Origin of the sequence: Enterobacter sp. BIDMC93 (assembly GCF_001037805.1) — a bacterium.
Classification (GTDB): Bacteria; Pseudomonadota; Gammaproteobacteria; order Enterobacterales; family Enterobacteriaceae; genus Enterobacter; species Enterobacter hormaechei_C.
Genome location: NZ_KQ089962.1, coordinates 2026318 through 2042442, shown reverse-complemented (window position 1 = coordinate 2042442; position 16125 = coordinate 2026318). Strand labels below are relative to the sequence as shown.

The 16125-nt window shown below is 55.5% G+C and carries 14 protein-coding genes; 10 read left to right on the top strand and 4 right to left on the bottom strand.

Annotation, left to right across the window (positions count from 1 at the left end; genetic code table 11):
- Positions 1–16 precede the first annotated feature (16 nt).
- Positions 17–955 carry a 1-phosphofructokinase gene (gene fruK, locus SK58_RS09675; RefSeq protein WP_006811313.1) on the bottom strand — a complete coding sequence of 313 codons (939 nt, stop codon included), beginning with the start codon at positions 953–955 and terminating at the stop codon, positions 17–19.
- Entirely contained in the window at positions 955–2085 is a 1131-nt protein-coding gene (fruB, locus tag SK58_RS09670; protein ID WP_017693041.1) for a fused PTS fructose transporter subunit IIA/HPr protein, read from the bottom strand. The genes fruK and fruB overlap by 1 nt, the downstream gene beginning before the upstream one ends.
- 358 nt (positions 2086–2443) lie before the next feature.
- On the opposite strand from fruB, the gene setB reads away from it, so the two are divergent.
- Positions 2444–3625, top strand: a complete 1182-nt coding sequence (gene setB / locus SK58_RS09665; RefSeq protein ID WP_015572310.1) for a sugar efflux transporter SetB — start codon at positions 2444–2446, stop codon at positions 3623–3625.
- On the opposite strand, the gene SK58_RS09660 is transcribed toward setB, so the two are convergent.
- Positions 3622–3876, bottom strand: coding sequence for a YkgJ family cysteine cluster protein (locus SK58_RS09660; protein WP_003859353.1), 255 nt, complete (start codon positions 3874–3876; stop codon positions 3622–3624). The genes setB and SK58_RS09660 overlap by 4 nt on opposite strands.
- Positions 3877–4040: 164 nt before the next feature.
- Between SK58_RS09660 and yeiP the strand changes: the two genes are divergently transcribed.
- A complete protein-coding gene (yeiP, locus tag SK58_RS09655; RefSeq protein ID WP_003859355.1) occupies positions 4041–4613 on the top strand; it encodes an elongation factor P-like protein YeiP in 573 nt (190 codons plus the stop codon).
- Positions 4614–4729: 116 nt separating this feature from the next.
- Here yeiP and uxuA read toward each other — a convergent pair whose 3' ends face one another.
- Positions 4730–5920, bottom strand: coding sequence for a mannonate dehydratase (gene uxuA, locus SK58_RS09650; RefSeq protein ID WP_017383391.1), 1191 nt, complete (start codon positions 5918–5920; stop codon positions 4730–4732).
- A 205-nt stretch (positions 5921–6125) separates the two neighbouring features.
- Between uxuA and SK58_RS09645 the strand changes: the two genes are divergently transcribed.
- The 8 genes from SK58_RS09645 to SK58_RS09610 all read left to right on the top strand — a co-directional run bounded on the left by SK58_RS09645 (position 6126) and on the right by SK58_RS09610 (position 16125).
- Positions 6126–7592, top strand: coding sequence for a mannitol dehydrogenase family protein (locus SK58_RS09645; protein ID WP_048219759.1), 1467 nt, complete (start codon positions 6126–6128; stop codon positions 7590–7592).
- A 123-nt stretch (positions 7593–7715) separates the two neighbouring features.
- The gene (locus tag SK58_RS09640) at positions 7716–8702 is read left to right on the top strand and encodes a CobW family GTP-binding protein (protein ID WP_017383393.1); all 987 of its coding nucleotides are present in this window, start codon (positions 7716–7718) and stop codon (positions 8700–8702) included.
- A gap of 33 nt (positions 8703–8735) precedes the next feature.
- Positions 8736–9449 carry a phosphatase PAP2 family protein gene (locus SK58_RS09635; RefSeq protein ID WP_017693036.1) on the top strand — a complete coding sequence of 238 codons (714 nt, stop codon included), beginning with the start codon at positions 8736–8738 and terminating at the stop codon, positions 9447–9449.
- A gap of 415 nt (positions 9450–9864) precedes the next feature.
- Complete coding sequence (mepS, locus tag SK58_RS09630) at positions 9865–10434, top strand: bifunctional murein DD-endopeptidase/murein LD-carboxypeptidase (protein WP_003859364.1); 570 nt, start codon at positions 9865–9867, stop codon at positions 10432–10434.
- Between the two features lie 127 nt (positions 10435–10561).
- A complete protein-coding gene (locus SK58_RS09625; RefSeq protein WP_048219757.1) occupies positions 10562–12115 on the top strand; it encodes a cyclic di-GMP phosphodiesterase in 1554 nt (517 codons plus the stop codon).
- Between the two features lie 75 nt (positions 12116–12190).
- On the top strand, positions 12191–13996 hold the full coding sequence (locus tag SK58_RS09620) for an extracellular solute-binding protein (RefSeq protein WP_048219755.1): 1806 nt from the start codon (positions 12191–12193) through the stop codon (positions 13994–13996).
- Between the two features lie 9 nt (positions 13997–14005).
- Positions 14006–15100, top strand: coding sequence for a microcin C ABC transporter permease YejB (locus tag SK58_RS09615; RefSeq protein ID WP_017383397.1), 1095 nt, complete (start codon positions 14006–14008; stop codon positions 15098–15100).
- Positions 15100–16125 carry a microcin C ABC transporter permease gene (locus tag SK58_RS09610; RefSeq protein WP_015572302.1) on the top strand — a complete coding sequence of 342 codons (1026 nt, stop codon included), beginning with the start codon at positions 15100–15102 and terminating at the stop codon, positions 16123–16125. Before SK58_RS09615 ends, SK58_RS09610 begins: the two co-directional genes overlap by 1 nt.

Below are 16125 nucleotides of genomic sequence, written 5' to 3'. Positions count from 1 at the left end.
TATTCCTCTCCTGCTGTTAGTTAAAAGGTTTTAAGTCAACGCGCGCCATCATCGCGGCTAACTGGGTACGATCGGTAATACCGACATTGCTCTGGCTCACGGCCAGGGCCGCAACGGCGGTAGCAAGACGTAAGGTATGTTCACTGGATTCGCGCATCAGCAGACCGTAGATCAGGCCGCCAACCATCGAATCCCCGGCACCCACGGTGCTGACCACCTCCATTGAAGGCGGTTTGGCAATCCATTCCCCGGAGGCGTTAACCCACAGGGCACCTTCTGCACCCAGCGAAATCACCACGTGAGCGATACCCTGCTCGCGCAGCGCATGGGCAGCGTCAATCACATCCTTTAATTCTGGCAGCTTACGGCCCGCCCAGATCTCCAGTTCGCGGCGGTTAGGCTTAACCAGCCATGGCGAGGCTTTCAGACCGGCGACCAGCGCGTCGCGGCTGCTGTCGAAAATAATGCACGGGCACTGGCTGCGCAGGCGCGTCATCCAGTCGGTGAACGCTTCCGGGCTGACGCCGGACGGCAGACTGCCGCTGACGCACACCATGTCAAACTGGCCCAGCCAGCTCAGGGAATCGGCAACAAAGCGCTCCCAGTCAGCCGGGGTCACTTCGAAGCCGGAGAAGTTCAGATCGGTCACTTCACCGTCTTTCTCGGTCAGCTTAACGTTGATGCGGGTACGGCCTTGCACAACCTGAAAACGGTTAGCGATGCCCAGTTCACTGAACAACTGCTGAAAACCGTCCTGGTTGTCTTTACCGAGGAAGCCGCCAACGGTGACGTCGATGCCGAGATCTTTCAGCACCTTCGCCACGTTAATCCCTTTTCCTGCGGCATGCAGGCCGGTCGTCCGCACCAGGTTGACTTCGCCACGCTCAATTTCCGGGCAGAAACCCACCAGATCGTAAGCCGGGTTCAGCGTAATGGTCGCAACACGTCTGCTCATTATGCGCCCTCCCCCAGACCGGCCGCGATGGCGTCGCCAATCGCTTTCAGCGCCTGTTCAGCATCCGCACCCTGCGCGGTAAAGCGCAGACGATGGCCTTTCTTCACGCCCAGCGCGACAACTTTCATCAGGCTGCGCCCGTTGGCTGGTTTACCCGAACCGTCCAGATTGGTCACGGTGATCTCACTTGCAAATTGTTTAATGGTATTCACCAGCATGGTGCCCGGACGGGCATGCAGGCCGTGTTCGTTACGCACCACGTACTCTGCGCTCAGCAGGTCATCCGTCAGCGCATCGTCGCTGGTCAGCAGGGCCAGCACCGTCGCCGCGTCTGCGTTCAGCAGTTTTTCAGCTTTATTGTTCAGCAGCAGATCGCCCAGACGCTTCAGCACGGATACCGGCTGATCGTCCGCCATGGCGACCGTTACCAGCATCGCGGCGCGTTCGCCGTCTGTCTCAAAGGCAACCGCAGCACGGCTGACCGCGATAGCGCTACGCAGGTTGCCTTCAGCACTGTCGTTCAGCCAGATGCCCTGACCCAGGTTTAATGGCTTATCATTGATGGCGCGCGTCACAAAAGTGGTATCTGCCGCTCCCACTTCTTTCAGGCGGGCCGCGTTCAGCGCCTGGAGCGTCAGCAAATCGGACGCAACGACGTCCAGCGTCAGGGTTTCATTATCCAGCTTCAGCGCTTCGCTCTGTTTTTCGCCCATCAGCAGGGCACGCAGCTCTTCAGCAGTGGTGGCGGATTTAAGCTGTTCCGCGACGGCATCATCGCTCAGCACGTGCGTCAGCTGACGCAGCAGGCCCAGGTGTTCGTCACCGCTGGCCGCGATGCCAATCGCCACATAAGCCACCTGCCCCTCGCCCCACAGCACGCCCTGCGGGAACTGGAAGACCTGCACGCCGGTTTTCAGCACCTGATCGCGGGTGTCCGTGGTGCCGTGCGGAATTGCAATACCGTTACCGAGGAAGGTGGAGGTCTGCTGTTCACGCGCCAGCATGCCGTTGACGTAGCCGTCAGCCACGTTGCCAGCCTGTACGAGCGCAGCGGCGACCTGGCGAATAGCCTCTTCTTTATTCCCGGCCTGTTCGCCCGGGTGAATATCCTGAACAGATAACTGGAACATGATTCTCCTCTCCTGCTGAAATTGAATCGTTTCAGCTTAACTGAGAAACCAGGCGCTAACCTGCTTCGTCAGGACAGGCAAGATAGCGCTGAAACGTTTCAAGAAGTCTTGTCTTTTCTACAAAAGGTTGCAAGAAAAGTTACATTTCTTGTTGCAGAATTTAGAAGTGCAGCACATTTCTTCTTCAGTCGGGAGGTTTTTGCTGATGTTCAGCAAACAGGTTCAGCACGCTTCAGCGAAACGGCGATAAACTGAAATGCTATTTTGATTTATTGTGGCAATCTTGATTTTGCCCTCTGTTTATTTAATGACAGGCGGCGTAAACTCCGCCTCTCTCTGTTACTCGCAAAGACTGAACATGCATAACACCCCCGCTGCCGCCTCACCAAAGCCTTTTGATTTGACGTCAACGGCGTTTTTGATCGTTGCTTTCCTCACCGGTATTGCCGGTGCGTTACAAACGCCTACGCTGAGCCTGTTTCTGACCAACGAAGTCCACGCCCGCCCGGCGATGGTTGGCTTCTTCTTCACCGGGAGCGCCATCATCGGCATTTTCGTCAGCCAGTTTCTTGCCGGGCGTTCAGACCGCAAAGGCGATCGCAAAAGCCTGATCGTTTTTTGCTGCCTGCTCGGGGTGTTTGCCTGCCTGCTGTTTGCCTGGAACCGTAACTACTTCATTCTGCTGTTCGTGGGCGTCTTCCTGAGCAGTTTCGGCTCGACCGCCAACCCACAGATGTTCGCCCTTGCCCGCGAGCATGCCGACCGCACCGGGCGAGAAGCGGTGATGTTCAGTTCGATACTGCGCGCGCAGGTGTCGCTGGCCTGGGTGATTGGCCCCCCGCTCGCCTACGCGCTGGCGATGGGTTTTGGCTTTACGGTGATGTACCTCAGCGCAGCCGTGGCCTTCGTGGTATGCGGCGCAATGGTCTGGTTCTTTCTGCCCTCCATGCGCAAAGAGCCGAAAGTGGCGACCGGTACGCTGGAAGCTCCGCGACGTAACCGGCGCGACGCGCTGCTGTTATTCATTATCTGTACGCTAATGTGGGGAACCAACAGCCTCTATATCATTAATATGCCGCTGTTTATTATTGATGAGTTGCATCTGCCGGAGAAGCTGGCCGGGATCATGATGGGAACCGCCGCGGGGCTTGAGATCCCCACCATGCTGATTGCGGGCTATTACGCGAAGCGCTTCGGCAAGCGCTTTTTGATGCGCGTCGCCGCCGTAGCCGGGCTGCTGTTTTATGTCGGTATGCTGACGGTTCATACGCCAGCCTTGCTTCTTGCTTTACAGCTGCTGAACGCCATTTACATCGGTATCCTGGCCGGTATCGGCATGCTCTACTTCCAGGATCTGATGCCGGGTCAGGCAGGCTCTGCCACCACCCTTTATACTAATACCACCCGCGTGGGCTGGATTATTGCAGGCTCACTGGCGGGCGTTGTGGCTGAAATCTGGAACTATCATACGGTGTTCTGGATTGCGCTGGTGATGTGCGTCCTGACGCTGAGCTGCCTGACGCGAATCAAAGACGTTTAAGGCGCGGTGAGCGCTTCCAGCTCAAGCAGATAAGTGATGGCCTGCTGGCGCGTACTGCCGCACATTTCGGCGGTTGGCTGGAGCCCGGAGCACACCTTCGGGCGCAGGGGCGAGCCAAAGATCATGCACAGGTTAGTGTCAGAGAGCTGAACGCAGCGGGTATTGGCAGGCTTGCCCTCCGGCATGCCTGGAATGGGGCTTGAGATGGACGGTGCGGTACAGCACGCGCCACAGTCGGAACGACAATCCATACATGCTCTCTGTTGGTGGCAGATGCCCGCGCAGTCGGGCATTGCGCGCACAGTAACACCTTTTATGTATTGATAGCAAAACCCACGAATTCCGCTTGCCTGAAAGGCCGCGCGCGAGTAATTTGGCGCGATATTTTTTACCTCCCGTAAACAGGATTACTGCAATGCCAAGAGCGAACGAAATTAAGAAAGGTATGGTACTGAATTACAACGGCAAACTGCTGATTGTGAAAGATATCGACATTCAGGCACCCAGCGCCCGCGGCGCAGCAACGCTGTACAAAATGCGTTTCTCCGATGTCCGCACCGGCCTGAAAGTGGAAGAACGTTTTAAAGGCGACGATATCGTCGATACCGTGACCCTCACCCGTCGCTACGTTGATTTCTCCTACATCGACGGCAACGAATACGTGTTCATGGATAAAGAAGATTACACCCCGTATATCTTCACTAAAGATCAGATCGAAGAAGAGCTGCTGTTTATTCCTGAAGGTGGGATGCCGGACATGCAGGTGCTGACCTGGGATGGCGTGCTGCTGGCGCTGGAGCTGCCGCAGACCGTTGATCTGGAAATTGTTGAAACGGCACCGGGCATCAAAGGCGCGTCTGCAAGTGCGCGTAACAAACCGGCTACCCTGACTACCGGTCTGGTCGTACAGGTGCCAGAGTACCTGTCAGCGGGCGAGAAAATCCGTATCCATATCGAAGAAAAACGCTATATGGGTCGTGCTGACTGATTGCGGCGTTTGTCGGGTGGCGGCTGCGCCTTACCCGGCCTACAAAAATACAAAAACCGGCCTCAGAGCCGGTTTTTCGTAGGCCCGGTAAGCGTAGCGCCACCGGGCGATCAGGCTTAAAGAAGTTCAGGATACTTCGTCATTTTCAGCGCCAGCTCGATACCGCGCACTTCCGCCATCCCTTTCAGACGGCCAATCGCCGAATACCCTGGATTCGTTTTCTTGCGCAGATCGTCCAGCATCTGGTGCCCGTGATCCGGACGGAACGGGATTGGACGCACATCCCCCGCCTGCTTACGACGTACCTCTTCAGAGAGAATGGCATCCACCACCGCAACCATGTTCACGTCGCCGCCAAGATGGGCTGCTTCGTGGAAGGTTTTCGGGTTCTCTTCACGGCAGGTTGCACGCAGGTGGGTGAAATGAATGCGATCGCCGAAGGTTTCGATCATCCGCACCAGATCGTTATCCGCCCGCACGCCATACGAGCCCGTACACATGGTAAAGCCGTTGTAGATGCTGTCCACCGTCTCTTTCAGCCACTGCATATCTTCAATGGTCGACACGATACGCGGCAGGCCAAGAATAGGACGCGGTGGATCGTCCGGATGAACCGCCAGCCGCACGCCGACTTCTTCTGCCACCGGCACGATAGCGCGCAGGAAGTGCGCCATGTTTTCACGCAGCTGGTTTTTATCGATATCGCCATATTCCGCCAGGCGCGCGCGGAACTGATCGAGGGTATAACCCTCTTCCGCACCGGGCAGGCCCGCGATGATATTGCGAACCAGCTTCTCAATGTCCGCTTCACCGGCGGCATTGAACCACGCCAGCGCCTGCTGCTGCTCTTCTGCGGTGTAGTCTGCTTCCGCCCCCGGACGCTTCAGAATGTGCAGTTCGAAAGCCGCAAAAGCGATTTGATCGAAACGCAGCGCCTTCGAACCATCGGCCATTTCATATTCCAGGTCGGTACGCGTCCAGTCCAGGATCGGCATAAAGTTGTAGCAGACGGTATCAATACCACAGGCTGCCAGGTTACGAATGCTCTGCTGATAATTCGCAATCCAGGTATCACACTCACCGGAGTGGGTTTTGATATCTTCGTGAACCGGAATACTTTCCACAACAGACCAGGTTAACCCCTTCTCTGCCAGCTGAGCCTGACGCTTTTGGATTTCCTCTACCGGCCACACCTGACCGTTCGGAATATGATGCAGCGCCGTGACCACACCCGTTGCGCCAGCCTGACGCACATCATCAAGAGAAACCGGATCGTTCGGCCCGTACCAACGCCAGGTTTGTTCCATTGCCCCACCCTCTCAAGTTGTTATACCAATATGTATTACTTCAATGACGACTACCATACATGTTTAATCGAAGTGGTCAATACAGCACGCGGGATTGATTGATCAAACTCACATAACAGGGATATTTACGGCTTACCAATTTAATTTGTTGTCATATAACTTTACACTGGCATTGTTAATTAATGGTTAATCAGGTGTGTATTACATGAAGACTATTGCCTCCACCGCGCTTCCTGCTCATGTCCAGCAGCCCCGCTACGATCGCGAGCAGTTACGCTCCCGCATCGTCCATTTCGGTTTTGGCGCGTTCCACCGGGCGCATCAGGCGTTGTTAACAAACCGGGTACTGAATGCCAAAGGAGGCGACTGGGGAATTTGTGAGATTAGCCTCTTTAGCGGCGATGTCCTTATGGGCCAACTCCGGGCGCAGGATCATCTGTTTACCGTGCTGGAGAAAGGTGCCGAAGGCAATCAGCCCATTATTATCGGTGCGGTAAAAGAGTGCCTGAACGCCAAACTCGACTCGCTGGCAGCCATTATTGAGAAATTCTGCGAACCGCAGGTGGCAATTGTCACCCTCACCATTACCGAAAAAGGCTACTGCATCGATCCGGCGACGGGAAAACTGGATATGCGGAACAGCCGCATCCTGCACGATCTCGAGCACCCGTCTGAGCCGCATTCCGCGCCGGGTATTCTGGTTGAAGCGCTTCATCGCCGCCGCGAGCGGGGCCTGCCGGCGTTTACCGTGCTCTCCTGCGACAATATTCCCGACAACGGCCACGTGGTGAAAAATGCCGTTCTCGGCATGGCCGGAAAGCGTTCCGCAGAGCTGGCCGCATGGATCGAGGCGCACGTGAGCTTCCCTGGTACCATGGTCGACCGAATCGTGCCCGCCGCCACCGACGTCTCACTCGCGGAAATCACCCAGGAACTTGGCGTTGAAGATCCCTGCGCCATCAGCTGTGAACCGTTCATTCAGTGGGTAGTGGAAGATAACTTTGTCGCCGGGCGTCCGGAGTGGGAGGTGGCAGGCGTACAGATGGTTGAGGATGTCCTGCCCTGGGAGCAGATGAAGCTGCGGATGCTGAACGGCAGTCACACCTTCCTCGCGTATCTGGGCTACCTTGCCGGCTACGCGCACATAAATGAATGTATGCAGGACGACAGTTTCCGCGAGGCGGCCCGCAGGCTGATGCTGAATGAGCAGGCCCCTACGCTGCGCATCACCAACGTTGATCTGACAGCCTATGCTGACAGCCTGCTTGACCGCTTCGCCAACCCGGCCCTACAGCATCGTACATGGCAAATCGCCATGGACGGCAGCCAGAAGCTGCCTCAGCGCATGCTGGATGGGATCCGCGTGCATCTTGAGCGTAACACCGCCTGGCCATTACTGGCGCTGGGGGTGGCGGGCTGGATGCGCTACGTCAGCGGTACGGACGAACAGGGCAACGCCATTGACGTACGCGATCCGCTGAGCGACAAGTTTCAGGCCATTGTCGCTACCAGCAGCGACGCAGAACGCGTTAGCGCCCTGCTGACGCTAAATGAAATCTTTGGCGACGACCTGCCGCAAAACCCTGTCTTTGTCGAGGCAATCACCAGCGCGTACCAGCGCCTCGTCCGGCTCGGCGCGCGCCAGGCCGTTATCGAAACGTTAAAAATTTAGCGATTATTGCGTTTAAGGCGAACGGTTTTGTGCTCCGTTCGCCCTCCCTCTTCTCAATGCCCGATTTTTTCGTCAGGATGATAGATAGTTGTTACTACATCACAATTATTTATCGGAGCGCACGTGACCAAAACCAACCTGATCACCGGTTTTCTCGGCAGCGGTAAAACTACGTCCATTCTGCATTTGCTGGCCAATAAAGACCCGGCGGAAAAGTGGGCCGTGCTGGTCAACGAATTTGGCGAAGTGGGGATCGACGGCGCGTTGCTCGCCGACAGCGGCGCGATGGTGAAAGAGATCCCGGGCGGGTGTATGTGCTGCGTGAATGGTCTGCCGATGCAGGTCGGGCTGAATACGCTGCTGCGTCAGGGCAAGCCGGACCGTCTGCTGATTGAACCCACCGGGCTGGGGCATCCTAAGCAAATCCTTGATTTACTGACCGCCCCGGTATACGAGCCGTGGCTTGAGCTGCGTGCGACGCTTTGCCTGCTCGACCCCCGCCAGCTGCTGGATGAAAAAGCGATCAATAATGACAATTTCCGCGACCAGCTCGCCTCGGCAGATATTATCGTGGCGAATAAATCCGATCGCGCGACGGCTGAGAGTCAGGCCGCGTTCCAGTCCTGGTGGCAGCAGGCTGGCGGTGGACGTCAGTATGTGCAGACGACCCAGGGCAACATTGATGGCGCCTTGCTCGACCTTCCCCGCCTCAACCAGACGCAACTGCCTGCCAGCGCTGAGCATTCGCATAGCCACGGCGCGAAGCAAGGCCTGGCTGCACTGAGCCTGCCGGAGCATCAGCGCTGGCGTCGCAACCTGAACAGCGGCCAGGGGCATCAGGCCTGCGGGTGGATCTTCGATGCCGATACGGTTTTCGACACCATTGGTATACTGGAATGGGCGAGACTCGCGCCGGTTGAGCGGGTAAAAGGGATCATGCGCACTCCGGATGGTCTGGTGCGCATTAACCGTCAGGGCGAGGATTTCTTTATTGAAACCCAGAACGTCGCGCCACCCGACAGCCGGATAGAGTTAATTAGTGCGGTTAATACCGACTGGAATGCCCTCCAGTCAAGCCTGTTGAAGCTTCGTTTAAGTTTGGGCGGCTAACGTTGCCCCTGATTTCACACATTGCTGAAGACTATGACGACTCGACTTCCTGCTATTTTATTGCTCAACGCTGCCGGCCTGGCGATCTTTTTCTCCTGGTATATCCCGGCGGATCACGGTTTCTGGTTCCCGCTGGATTCCGGGCTGTTCCACTTCTTTAACCAGGCGCTGGCGAAGAGTGAAGCCTTCCTGTGGCTGGTGGCGATCACCAACAACCGCGCGTTTGACGGCTGTTCGCTGCTGGCAATGGGCTGTCTGATGCTCTCCTTCTGGCTGAAGGAAGACAAAACGGGTCGTCGCCGTATTCTGATTATCGGCCTGGTGATGCTGCTGACGGCCGTGATTATCAACCAGCTGGCGCAGCATCTGATGCCGGTTAAACGCGCCAGTCCTTCGCTCTTTTTCCCGAATATTAACCGCGTCAGCGAGCTGCTTCATATTCCAACCAAAGATGCCTCGAAGGACAGTTTCCCGGGCGACCACGGTATGATGCTGCTGATTTTTGCAGGCTTCATGCTGCGCTATTTTGGTAAAAAAGCCTTCACCATCGCCCTGGTTATTGTGGTGGTATTTGCATTCCCGCGGGTGATGATTGGCGCTCACTGGCTGACAGATATCGCCGTAGGCTCCCTCACGGCGGTGTTAATTGGTTTACCGTGGGTGCTGATGACCCCACTGAGCGATCGCATAATAGGCATTTTTGATCGCTATCTTCCTGGCAAATTTAAACAAGCTGGAAACAAATAAATAACGAAAATTAACACCATTCATCAGGGATCGTTTTCGATCCCTGCGTCACTTCTTTTCGGCGTCATTCAACGCTGTCATCATCCCGTCATACAATTCGTGATAAAAATGAAGCAATTGCAGGGATTACCGATATGAGTGGCGGCATTTTGAGCAATTCCGCGCTGTAACTTTGTGTATCACATTTTCTTATAAAAAAACGGACTTTTTTGCTCGCAATACCCCGTGCAATCGGTTAACCTCGAACTCGTTTTGCCCCACTGAGATAATTATTATCATGGTGAATAATTTTGTGCGTTGAGCCACAGTTTTCACCATAAAGAATTGTCTCATTGTGAACAGATTATTAGTCTCGTCACGGTTGGCATTTTTATAACGATATTTTCGTTAAGGACTTCAAGGGAAAACAAACAAAATGGTCAAATCTCAACCAATCTTGAGATATATCTTGCGGGGGATCCCGGCGATTGCAGTGGCGGTTCTGCTTTCGGCATGTAGTACGACGAACACCGCGAAGAATATGCATCCTGAGACGCGTGTTGTGGGAATGGAAGATTCCTCTTCACTGCAAGCCTCTCAGGATGAATTTGAAAATATGGTACGTAATCTCGACGTTAAGTCGCGTATTATGGATCAGTATGCTGACTGGAAAGGCGTGCGTTACCGTCTGGGCGGCAGCACCAAGAAAGGCATCGATTGTTCCGCGTTCGTACAGCGTACGTTCCGTGAGCAGTTTGGGTTAGACCTTCCGCGTTCTACTTATGAACAGCAGGAAATGGGTAAATCCATTTCGCGCACTAAACTGCGCACGGGCGATTTAGTCCTGTTCAGAGCGGGTTCAACCGGTCGACACGTTGGCATCTATATCGGTAACGATCAGTTTGTCCATGCTTCCACCAGCAGTGGTGTGACGATTTCCAGCATGAACGAACCTTACTGGAAGAAGCGCTACAACGAAGCTCGCCGCGTTCTGAGCCGTAGTTAATATTGCTGTCGTATCGTTGGTTATCCCTTGGCTGGCGATACGATAAAAAAAGCACTGCTCCGGCAGTGTTTTTTTTTGCCCGTTACACTGATAACTATCCAGCGGCATTTCAGGAATCACGACATCTATGTTTACCCGCTACTTCTCCAGCAACCGCAAGATTCTGTTTCTCAGTTTCCTTACGGGGTTATTCACTGCCCTGCTCCTGGGAGCATTACAGTTTTACTGGAGTTACCACAAGCGAGACGTCAGATTCGATACCCTTATTACCGATTTAAGCGTCTACATGGAGAGCTATTTCGATGAGCTCAAAATGTCGATTGATACGCTCCAGCCACTCACGCTGAACAGCTGCGAGGAAGTGAGTGCCGCCCTGACCTCCCGGGCGGCTTTTAGCATCAACGTGCGCGCTTTTTTGCTGGTAAGGGATAAAAACGCCTACTGCTCTTCCGCCACCGGCCCGATGAATGTCCCTCTGGAAGCGCTTATTCCTGAACTGCACATCAATAAACAGGTTGATATGGCGCTCCTGCCGGGCACCCCCATGATGCCGGACAAGCCCGCGATTGCCATCTGGTATCGCAACCCACTGGTGAAGGACGGCGGTGTATTTACCTCCGTTAATCTTAACCTGACTCCTTATCTCCTCTACACCTCAAGACAGGATGAGTTTGCCGGTATTTCCATCATTATTGGCGATTATGCGTTATCAACCCATTCCGGAACGCTGGTCCCTGCGCGTGATTTGCCTGATATCCCGGTCCGTACCGCCACGCTGAAAAATGTGCCTCTGACCATCCATGTTTATGCGGAAGCCTGGACGACCGATGGAGTGCTGTACGCCCTGTTTTTCGGCCTGGTCTGCGGTATCGCGGCGGGCCTGTTGAATTTCTATATTCTTTCTATCCGTCTTAATCCGGGGAAAGAGATCCTAACGGCCATCAAACGCGACCAGTTTTACGTGGTCTATCAACCCGTCGTGGATGCGCAGTCGCTCAAAATGACCGGGCTGGAAGTCCTGATGCGCTGGAAGCATCCGGTGATGGGAGAAATTCCACCGGATGCCTTTATTAATTTCGCTGAAGCGCAGAAGCTGATTGTCCCGCTGACGCTGCATCTTTTTGACCTGATTATCCGCGATGCCCCTGTCCTGCAAACGGTGCTCCCGCCTGGGGCCAAGTTTGGGATCAACATCGCGCCCGGTCATCTGCATGCGGAAAGCTTTAAAGAGGATATGCGCGCGTTTGCCGCCGCTCTTCCACCCGATCACTTCCAGATTGTGCTGGAAATAACCGAGCGCGATATGATCAACCACCGCGAGGCTAATCAGCTGTTCGAATGGCTGCACGAAGAAGGTTTTGAAATTGCCATCGATGATTTTGGCACCGGCCACAGCGCGCTGATCTATCTGGAACGCTTTACGATGGATTACCTGAAAATTGACCGTGGCTTCGTGAATGCCATCGGGACTGAAACCGTCACCTCGCCAGTGCTTGACGCGGTGCTGACGCTGGCAGAACGCCTGAATATGTTAACCGTTGCCGAGGGTGTTGAAACGCCGGAGCAGGCGGCGTGGCTGCGCGAGCATGGCGTGAACTATCTTCAGGGCTACTGGATCGGCCGCCCGATGCCGCTGGAGCAGTTCAGGACGTGGCAACCCGACATCACGCTCGGGGAATAATTTCACAATCACGGCGCTGTCCCTTATTATTCTGTTCAACCGAGCCTGCCTGTGAACAAAGGGATCCGCCGCACTATGATTATGCGCGTTGTGTTGACGCTATTGGCGCTGGTGAGCCTGTCGAGCCAGGCGCAGACCATCAAAGAGAGCACGGCCTTTGCCGTCATTGGCGAGCCGAAGTACGTGGTTAACTTTAACCACTACGATTACGTTAACCCCGCCGCCCCGAAAGGCGGAAACGTGACGCTTTCCGCCACGGGAACGTTTGACAACTTTAACCGCTTTGCCCTGCGCGGCGTGGCGGCAGCGCGTACCGAATCCCTCTATGACACGCTGTTCGTCACCTCCGACGACGAGCCCGGCAGCTATTATCCCCTGGTCGCCGAGAACGTGCGATACGCCGATGATTTCAGCTGGGCAGAAATCGCGATTAATCCGCGGGCGCGTTTTCACGACGGTACGCCAGTTAGCGCCCGTGACGTGGCATTCACCTTTCATAAATTTATGACCGAAGGCGTGCCGCAGTTTCGTCTGGTGTACAAGGGCACCACGGTGAAAGCCATCGCCCCGCTGACCGTGCGAATCGAACTCCCTGAGCCGAACAAAGAGAATATGCTGAGCCTGTTCTCCCTGCCCGTCATGCCCGAATCCTTCTGGAAAAATCATAAGCTGAGCGATCCTCTCTCTACCCCGCCGCTGGCCGGAGGGCCGTATCGCATTACCGACTGGCGAATGGGCCAGTACGTGATCTATTCCCGGGTGAAAGATTACTGGGCAGCCACGCTGCCGGTAAACCGGGGCCGCTGGAACTTCGATACAATCCGCTACGACTACTACCTGGATGATAACGTGGCCTTCGAGGCATTTAAGGCGGGCGCGTTTGATTTACGTGTCGAGAACAGCGCCAAAAATTGGGCGACCCGCTATATCGGAAAAAATTTCGCGAAAGGCTATATCGTTAAAGACGAACACAAAAACGAATCCGCGCAGGACACGCGCTGGCTGGCGTTTAATATTCAGCGCCCGGTTTTTTCCGATCGTCGGGTGCGTGAAGCCATTACCCTGGCGTTTGATTTCGAATGGATGAACAAAGCGCTGTTTTACGGAGCCTACAGCCGGGCGAACAGCTATTTCCAGAATACTGAATATGCCGCCCGTGATTATCCCCACGCGGACGAGCTGGTTTTGCTGGCGCCAATGAAAGCGGAACTCCCGCCGGAGGTGTTCACCCGCGTATTTGAACCGCCCAAATCCGACGGAAACGGGTTCGACCGGGACAACCTGCTGAAAGCCAGCAACCTGCTGGATGACGCTGGCTGGGTGCTGAAAAATCGGCAACGGGTTAATGTGCAAACCGGTAAACCGCTCAGCTTCGAACTGCTGATTGCCTCCGGCGCAAACGATCAGTGGGTGCTGCCATTCAAGAAGAACCTTGCCCGGCTTGGCGTCACCATGAATATCCGCCAGGTCGATATGGCCCAGTTAACCAACCGCAAGCGCAGTCGCGATTACGACATGATGCAGACCCTGTGGGCCGCGCAGCCGTGGCCGAGTTCAGATCTGCAAATCTCCTGGGCATCGGGGTATATCGACTCCTCCTACAACGCCCCGGGCGTAAAGAGCCCGGTGATAGATGCGCTGATTGCAAAAATTGTCGCCGCTCAGGGCGATAAGAACAAGCTTCTGCCGCTTGGCCGCGCGCTCGATCGGGTCTTAACCTGGAACTATTACATGCTGCCGATGTGGTATATGGGCGAAGATCGCGTGGCCCGCTGGGATAAATTCTCCCTGCCTGCCGTTCACCCGGTCTACACCCTCGGCTTTGACACCTGGTGGTATGACGTGAATAAAGCCGCAAAACTGCCCGCAGAGCGGCGTTAAGGAGTGACGATGGGCGCTTATCTTTTCCGCCGGCTGCTGTTAGTGATCCCGACGCTGTGGGCCATCATTACCATTAACTTTTTTATCGTCCAGATCGCCCCCGGCGGTCCGGTGGACCAGGCAATTGCGGCTATAGAATTTGGTCACGCTGGCGGCATGCCGGGCGGCGGCGGTGAAGGAATGGGGGCCAGCCATGCCCGGACGGGCGTGGGCAACATCAGCGAAAGCCACTACCGGGGCGGTCGCGGACTGGATCCGGAGGTGATCGCCGAGATCACCCATCGCTATGGTTTTGACAAGCCGCTGCACGAGCGTTATTTCAGGATGCTCTGGGATTATGTCCGTTTCGATTTTGGCGACAGCCTGTTTCGCAGCGCCTCGGTGTTAACCCTGATCAAACAAAGCCTGCCGGTTTCCATCACGCTCGGACTGTGGGGGACGCTGATTATTTATCTGGTCTCCATTCCGCTGGGGATCCGAAAAGCGGTCTACAACGGTAGCCGTTTCGATATCTGGAGCAGCACATTCATTATCATCGGCTACGCTATCCCGGCGTTTCTGTTTGCCGTGCTGCTGATTGTCTTTTTCGCCGGCGGCAGTTATTTCGACCTCTTCCCGCTGCGCGGGCTGGTCTCTGCGGATTTCAGCACCCTGCCGTGGTATCAGAAAATCACCGATTACTTCTGGCACATCACGCTTCCGGTGCTGGCGACGGTCATCGGCGGTTTTGCGGCGCTTACGATGCTGACCAAAAACGCCTTTCTTGATGAGATCCGCAAACAGTACGTCGTCACCGCGCGCGCCAAGGGCGTCGGTGAAAAGCAGATCATGTGGAAGCACGTTTTTCGTAACGCCATGCTGCTGGTGATTGCCGGTTTCCCCGCCACGTTCATCAGTATGTTTTTTACCGGCTCGTTGCTGATAGAAGTGATGTTCTCGCTCAACGGATTAGGGCTGCTGGGCTATGAGGCCACCGTCTCCCGTGATTATCCGGTGATGTTTGGCACACTCTACATTTTCACCCTGATCGGCCTGCTGCTGAACATCATCAGCGATATCAGCTATACGCTGGTCGATCCCCGTATCGATTTTGAGGGCCGCTGATGTCGCGTTTAAGCCCCGTCAATCAGGCCCGCTGGGCGCGCTTTCGCCACAACCGTCGCGGCTACTGGTCGCTGTGGATCTTCGCCGTCCTGTTCGCCTTAAGTATGTGTTCGGAACTGATTGCCAACGATAAACCCCTGCTGGTGCATTTCAAAGACCGCTGGTATGTGCCGGTGCTGACTACCTACAGCGAAAGCGATTTTGGCGGCCCGTTTGCGACGCCAGCCGAGTACCAGGATCCCTGGTTACGTGAACAGATAGCGCAGCACGGCTGGGCTATCTGGGCGCCGATTCGTTTTGGCGCGAACAGTATTAACTTCGCCACGTCCACCCCCTTCCCTTCGCCGCCTTCCGCGCAAAACTGGCTGGGAACGGACGCCAACGGCGGCGATGTGCTGGCGCGCATTCTCTATGGCACCCGCATCTCGCTCCTGTTTGGGCTGCTGCTGACGCTTTTTAGCAGCGTAATGGGCGTTGTGGCGGGCGCCGTGCAGGGCTATTACGGGGGTAAAATAGATTTATGGGGACAGCGCGTGATTGAAGTCTGGTCCGGTATGCCGACGCTGTTTCTGATTATCCTGCTGTCCAGCGTGGTACAGCCTGGCTTCTGGTGGCTGCTCGGGATCACCGTCCTGTTCGGCTGGATGGCGCTGGTCGGCGTGGTGCGCGCGGAGTTTCTGCGTACGCGGAATTACGACTATATTCGCGCTGCGCAGGCGTTAGGCGTGAGCGATGGCGCAATCATCTTCCGTCACATGCTTCCCAATGCGGTGGTGGCGACCCTCACCTTCCTGCCGTTTATTTTGTGCAGCTCCATTACCACCCTGACGTCGCTTGATTTTCTTGGTTTCGGTTTGCCGCTGGGCTCACCGTCCCTTGGCGAACTGCTGTTGCAGGGCAAAAACAATCTCCAGGCCCCCTGGCTGGGCATCGCCGCATTCCTCTCCGTGGCGGTGCTCCTTTCCCTGCTGATTTTTATTGGCGAAGCCGTGCGCGATGCCTTCGATCCCAACAAGGCGGTATGA

Coding starts and splice junctions, on each gene's coding strand:
- SK58_RS09635 (WP_017693036.1), top strand. CDS start 8,736: ATGACGACTCGACTTCCTGCTATTTTATTGCTCAACGCTGCCGGCCTG.
- SK58_RS09660 (WP_003859353.1), bottom strand. CDS start 3,876: ATGGATTGTCGTTCCGACTGTGGCGCGTGCTGTACCGCACCGTCCATC.
- fruK (WP_006811313.1), bottom strand. CDS start 955: ATGAGCAGACGTGTTGCGACCATTACGCTGAACCCGGCTTACGATCTG.
- SK58_RS09610 (WP_015572302.1), top strand. CDS start 15,100: ATGTCGCGTTTAAGCCCCGTCAATCAGGCCCGCTGGGCGCGCTTTCGC.
- SK58_RS09625 (WP_048219757.1), top strand. CDS start 10,562: ATGTTTACCCGCTACTTCTCCAGCAACCGCAAGATTCTGTTTCTCAGT.
- uxuA (WP_017383391.1), bottom strand. CDS start 5,920: ATGGAACAAACCTGGCGTTGGTACGGGCCGAACGATCCGGTTTCTCTT.
- fruB (WP_017693041.1), bottom strand. CDS start 2,085: ATGTTCCAGTTATCTGTTCAGGATATTCACCCGGGCGAACAGGCCGGG.
- yeiP (WP_003859355.1), top strand. CDS start 4,041: ATGCCAAGAGCGAACGAAATTAAGAAAGGTATGGTACTGAATTACAAC.
- SK58_RS09615 (WP_017383397.1), top strand. CDS start 14,006: ATGGGCGCTTATCTTTTCCGCCGGCTGCTGTTAGTGATCCCGACGCTG.
- setB (WP_015572310.1), top strand. CDS start 2,444: ATGCATAACACCCCCGCTGCCGCCTCACCAAAGCCTTTTGATTTGACG.
- SK58_RS09620 (WP_048219755.1), top strand. CDS start 12,191: ATGATTATGCGCGTTGTGTTGACGCTATTGGCGCTGGTGAGCCTGTCG.
- mepS (WP_003859364.1), top strand. CDS start 9,865: ATGGTCAAATCTCAACCAATCTTGAGATATATCTTGCGGGGGATCCCG.
- SK58_RS09645 (WP_048219759.1), top strand. CDS start 6,126: ATGAAGACTATTGCCTCCACCGCGCTTCCTGCTCATGTCCAGCAGCCC.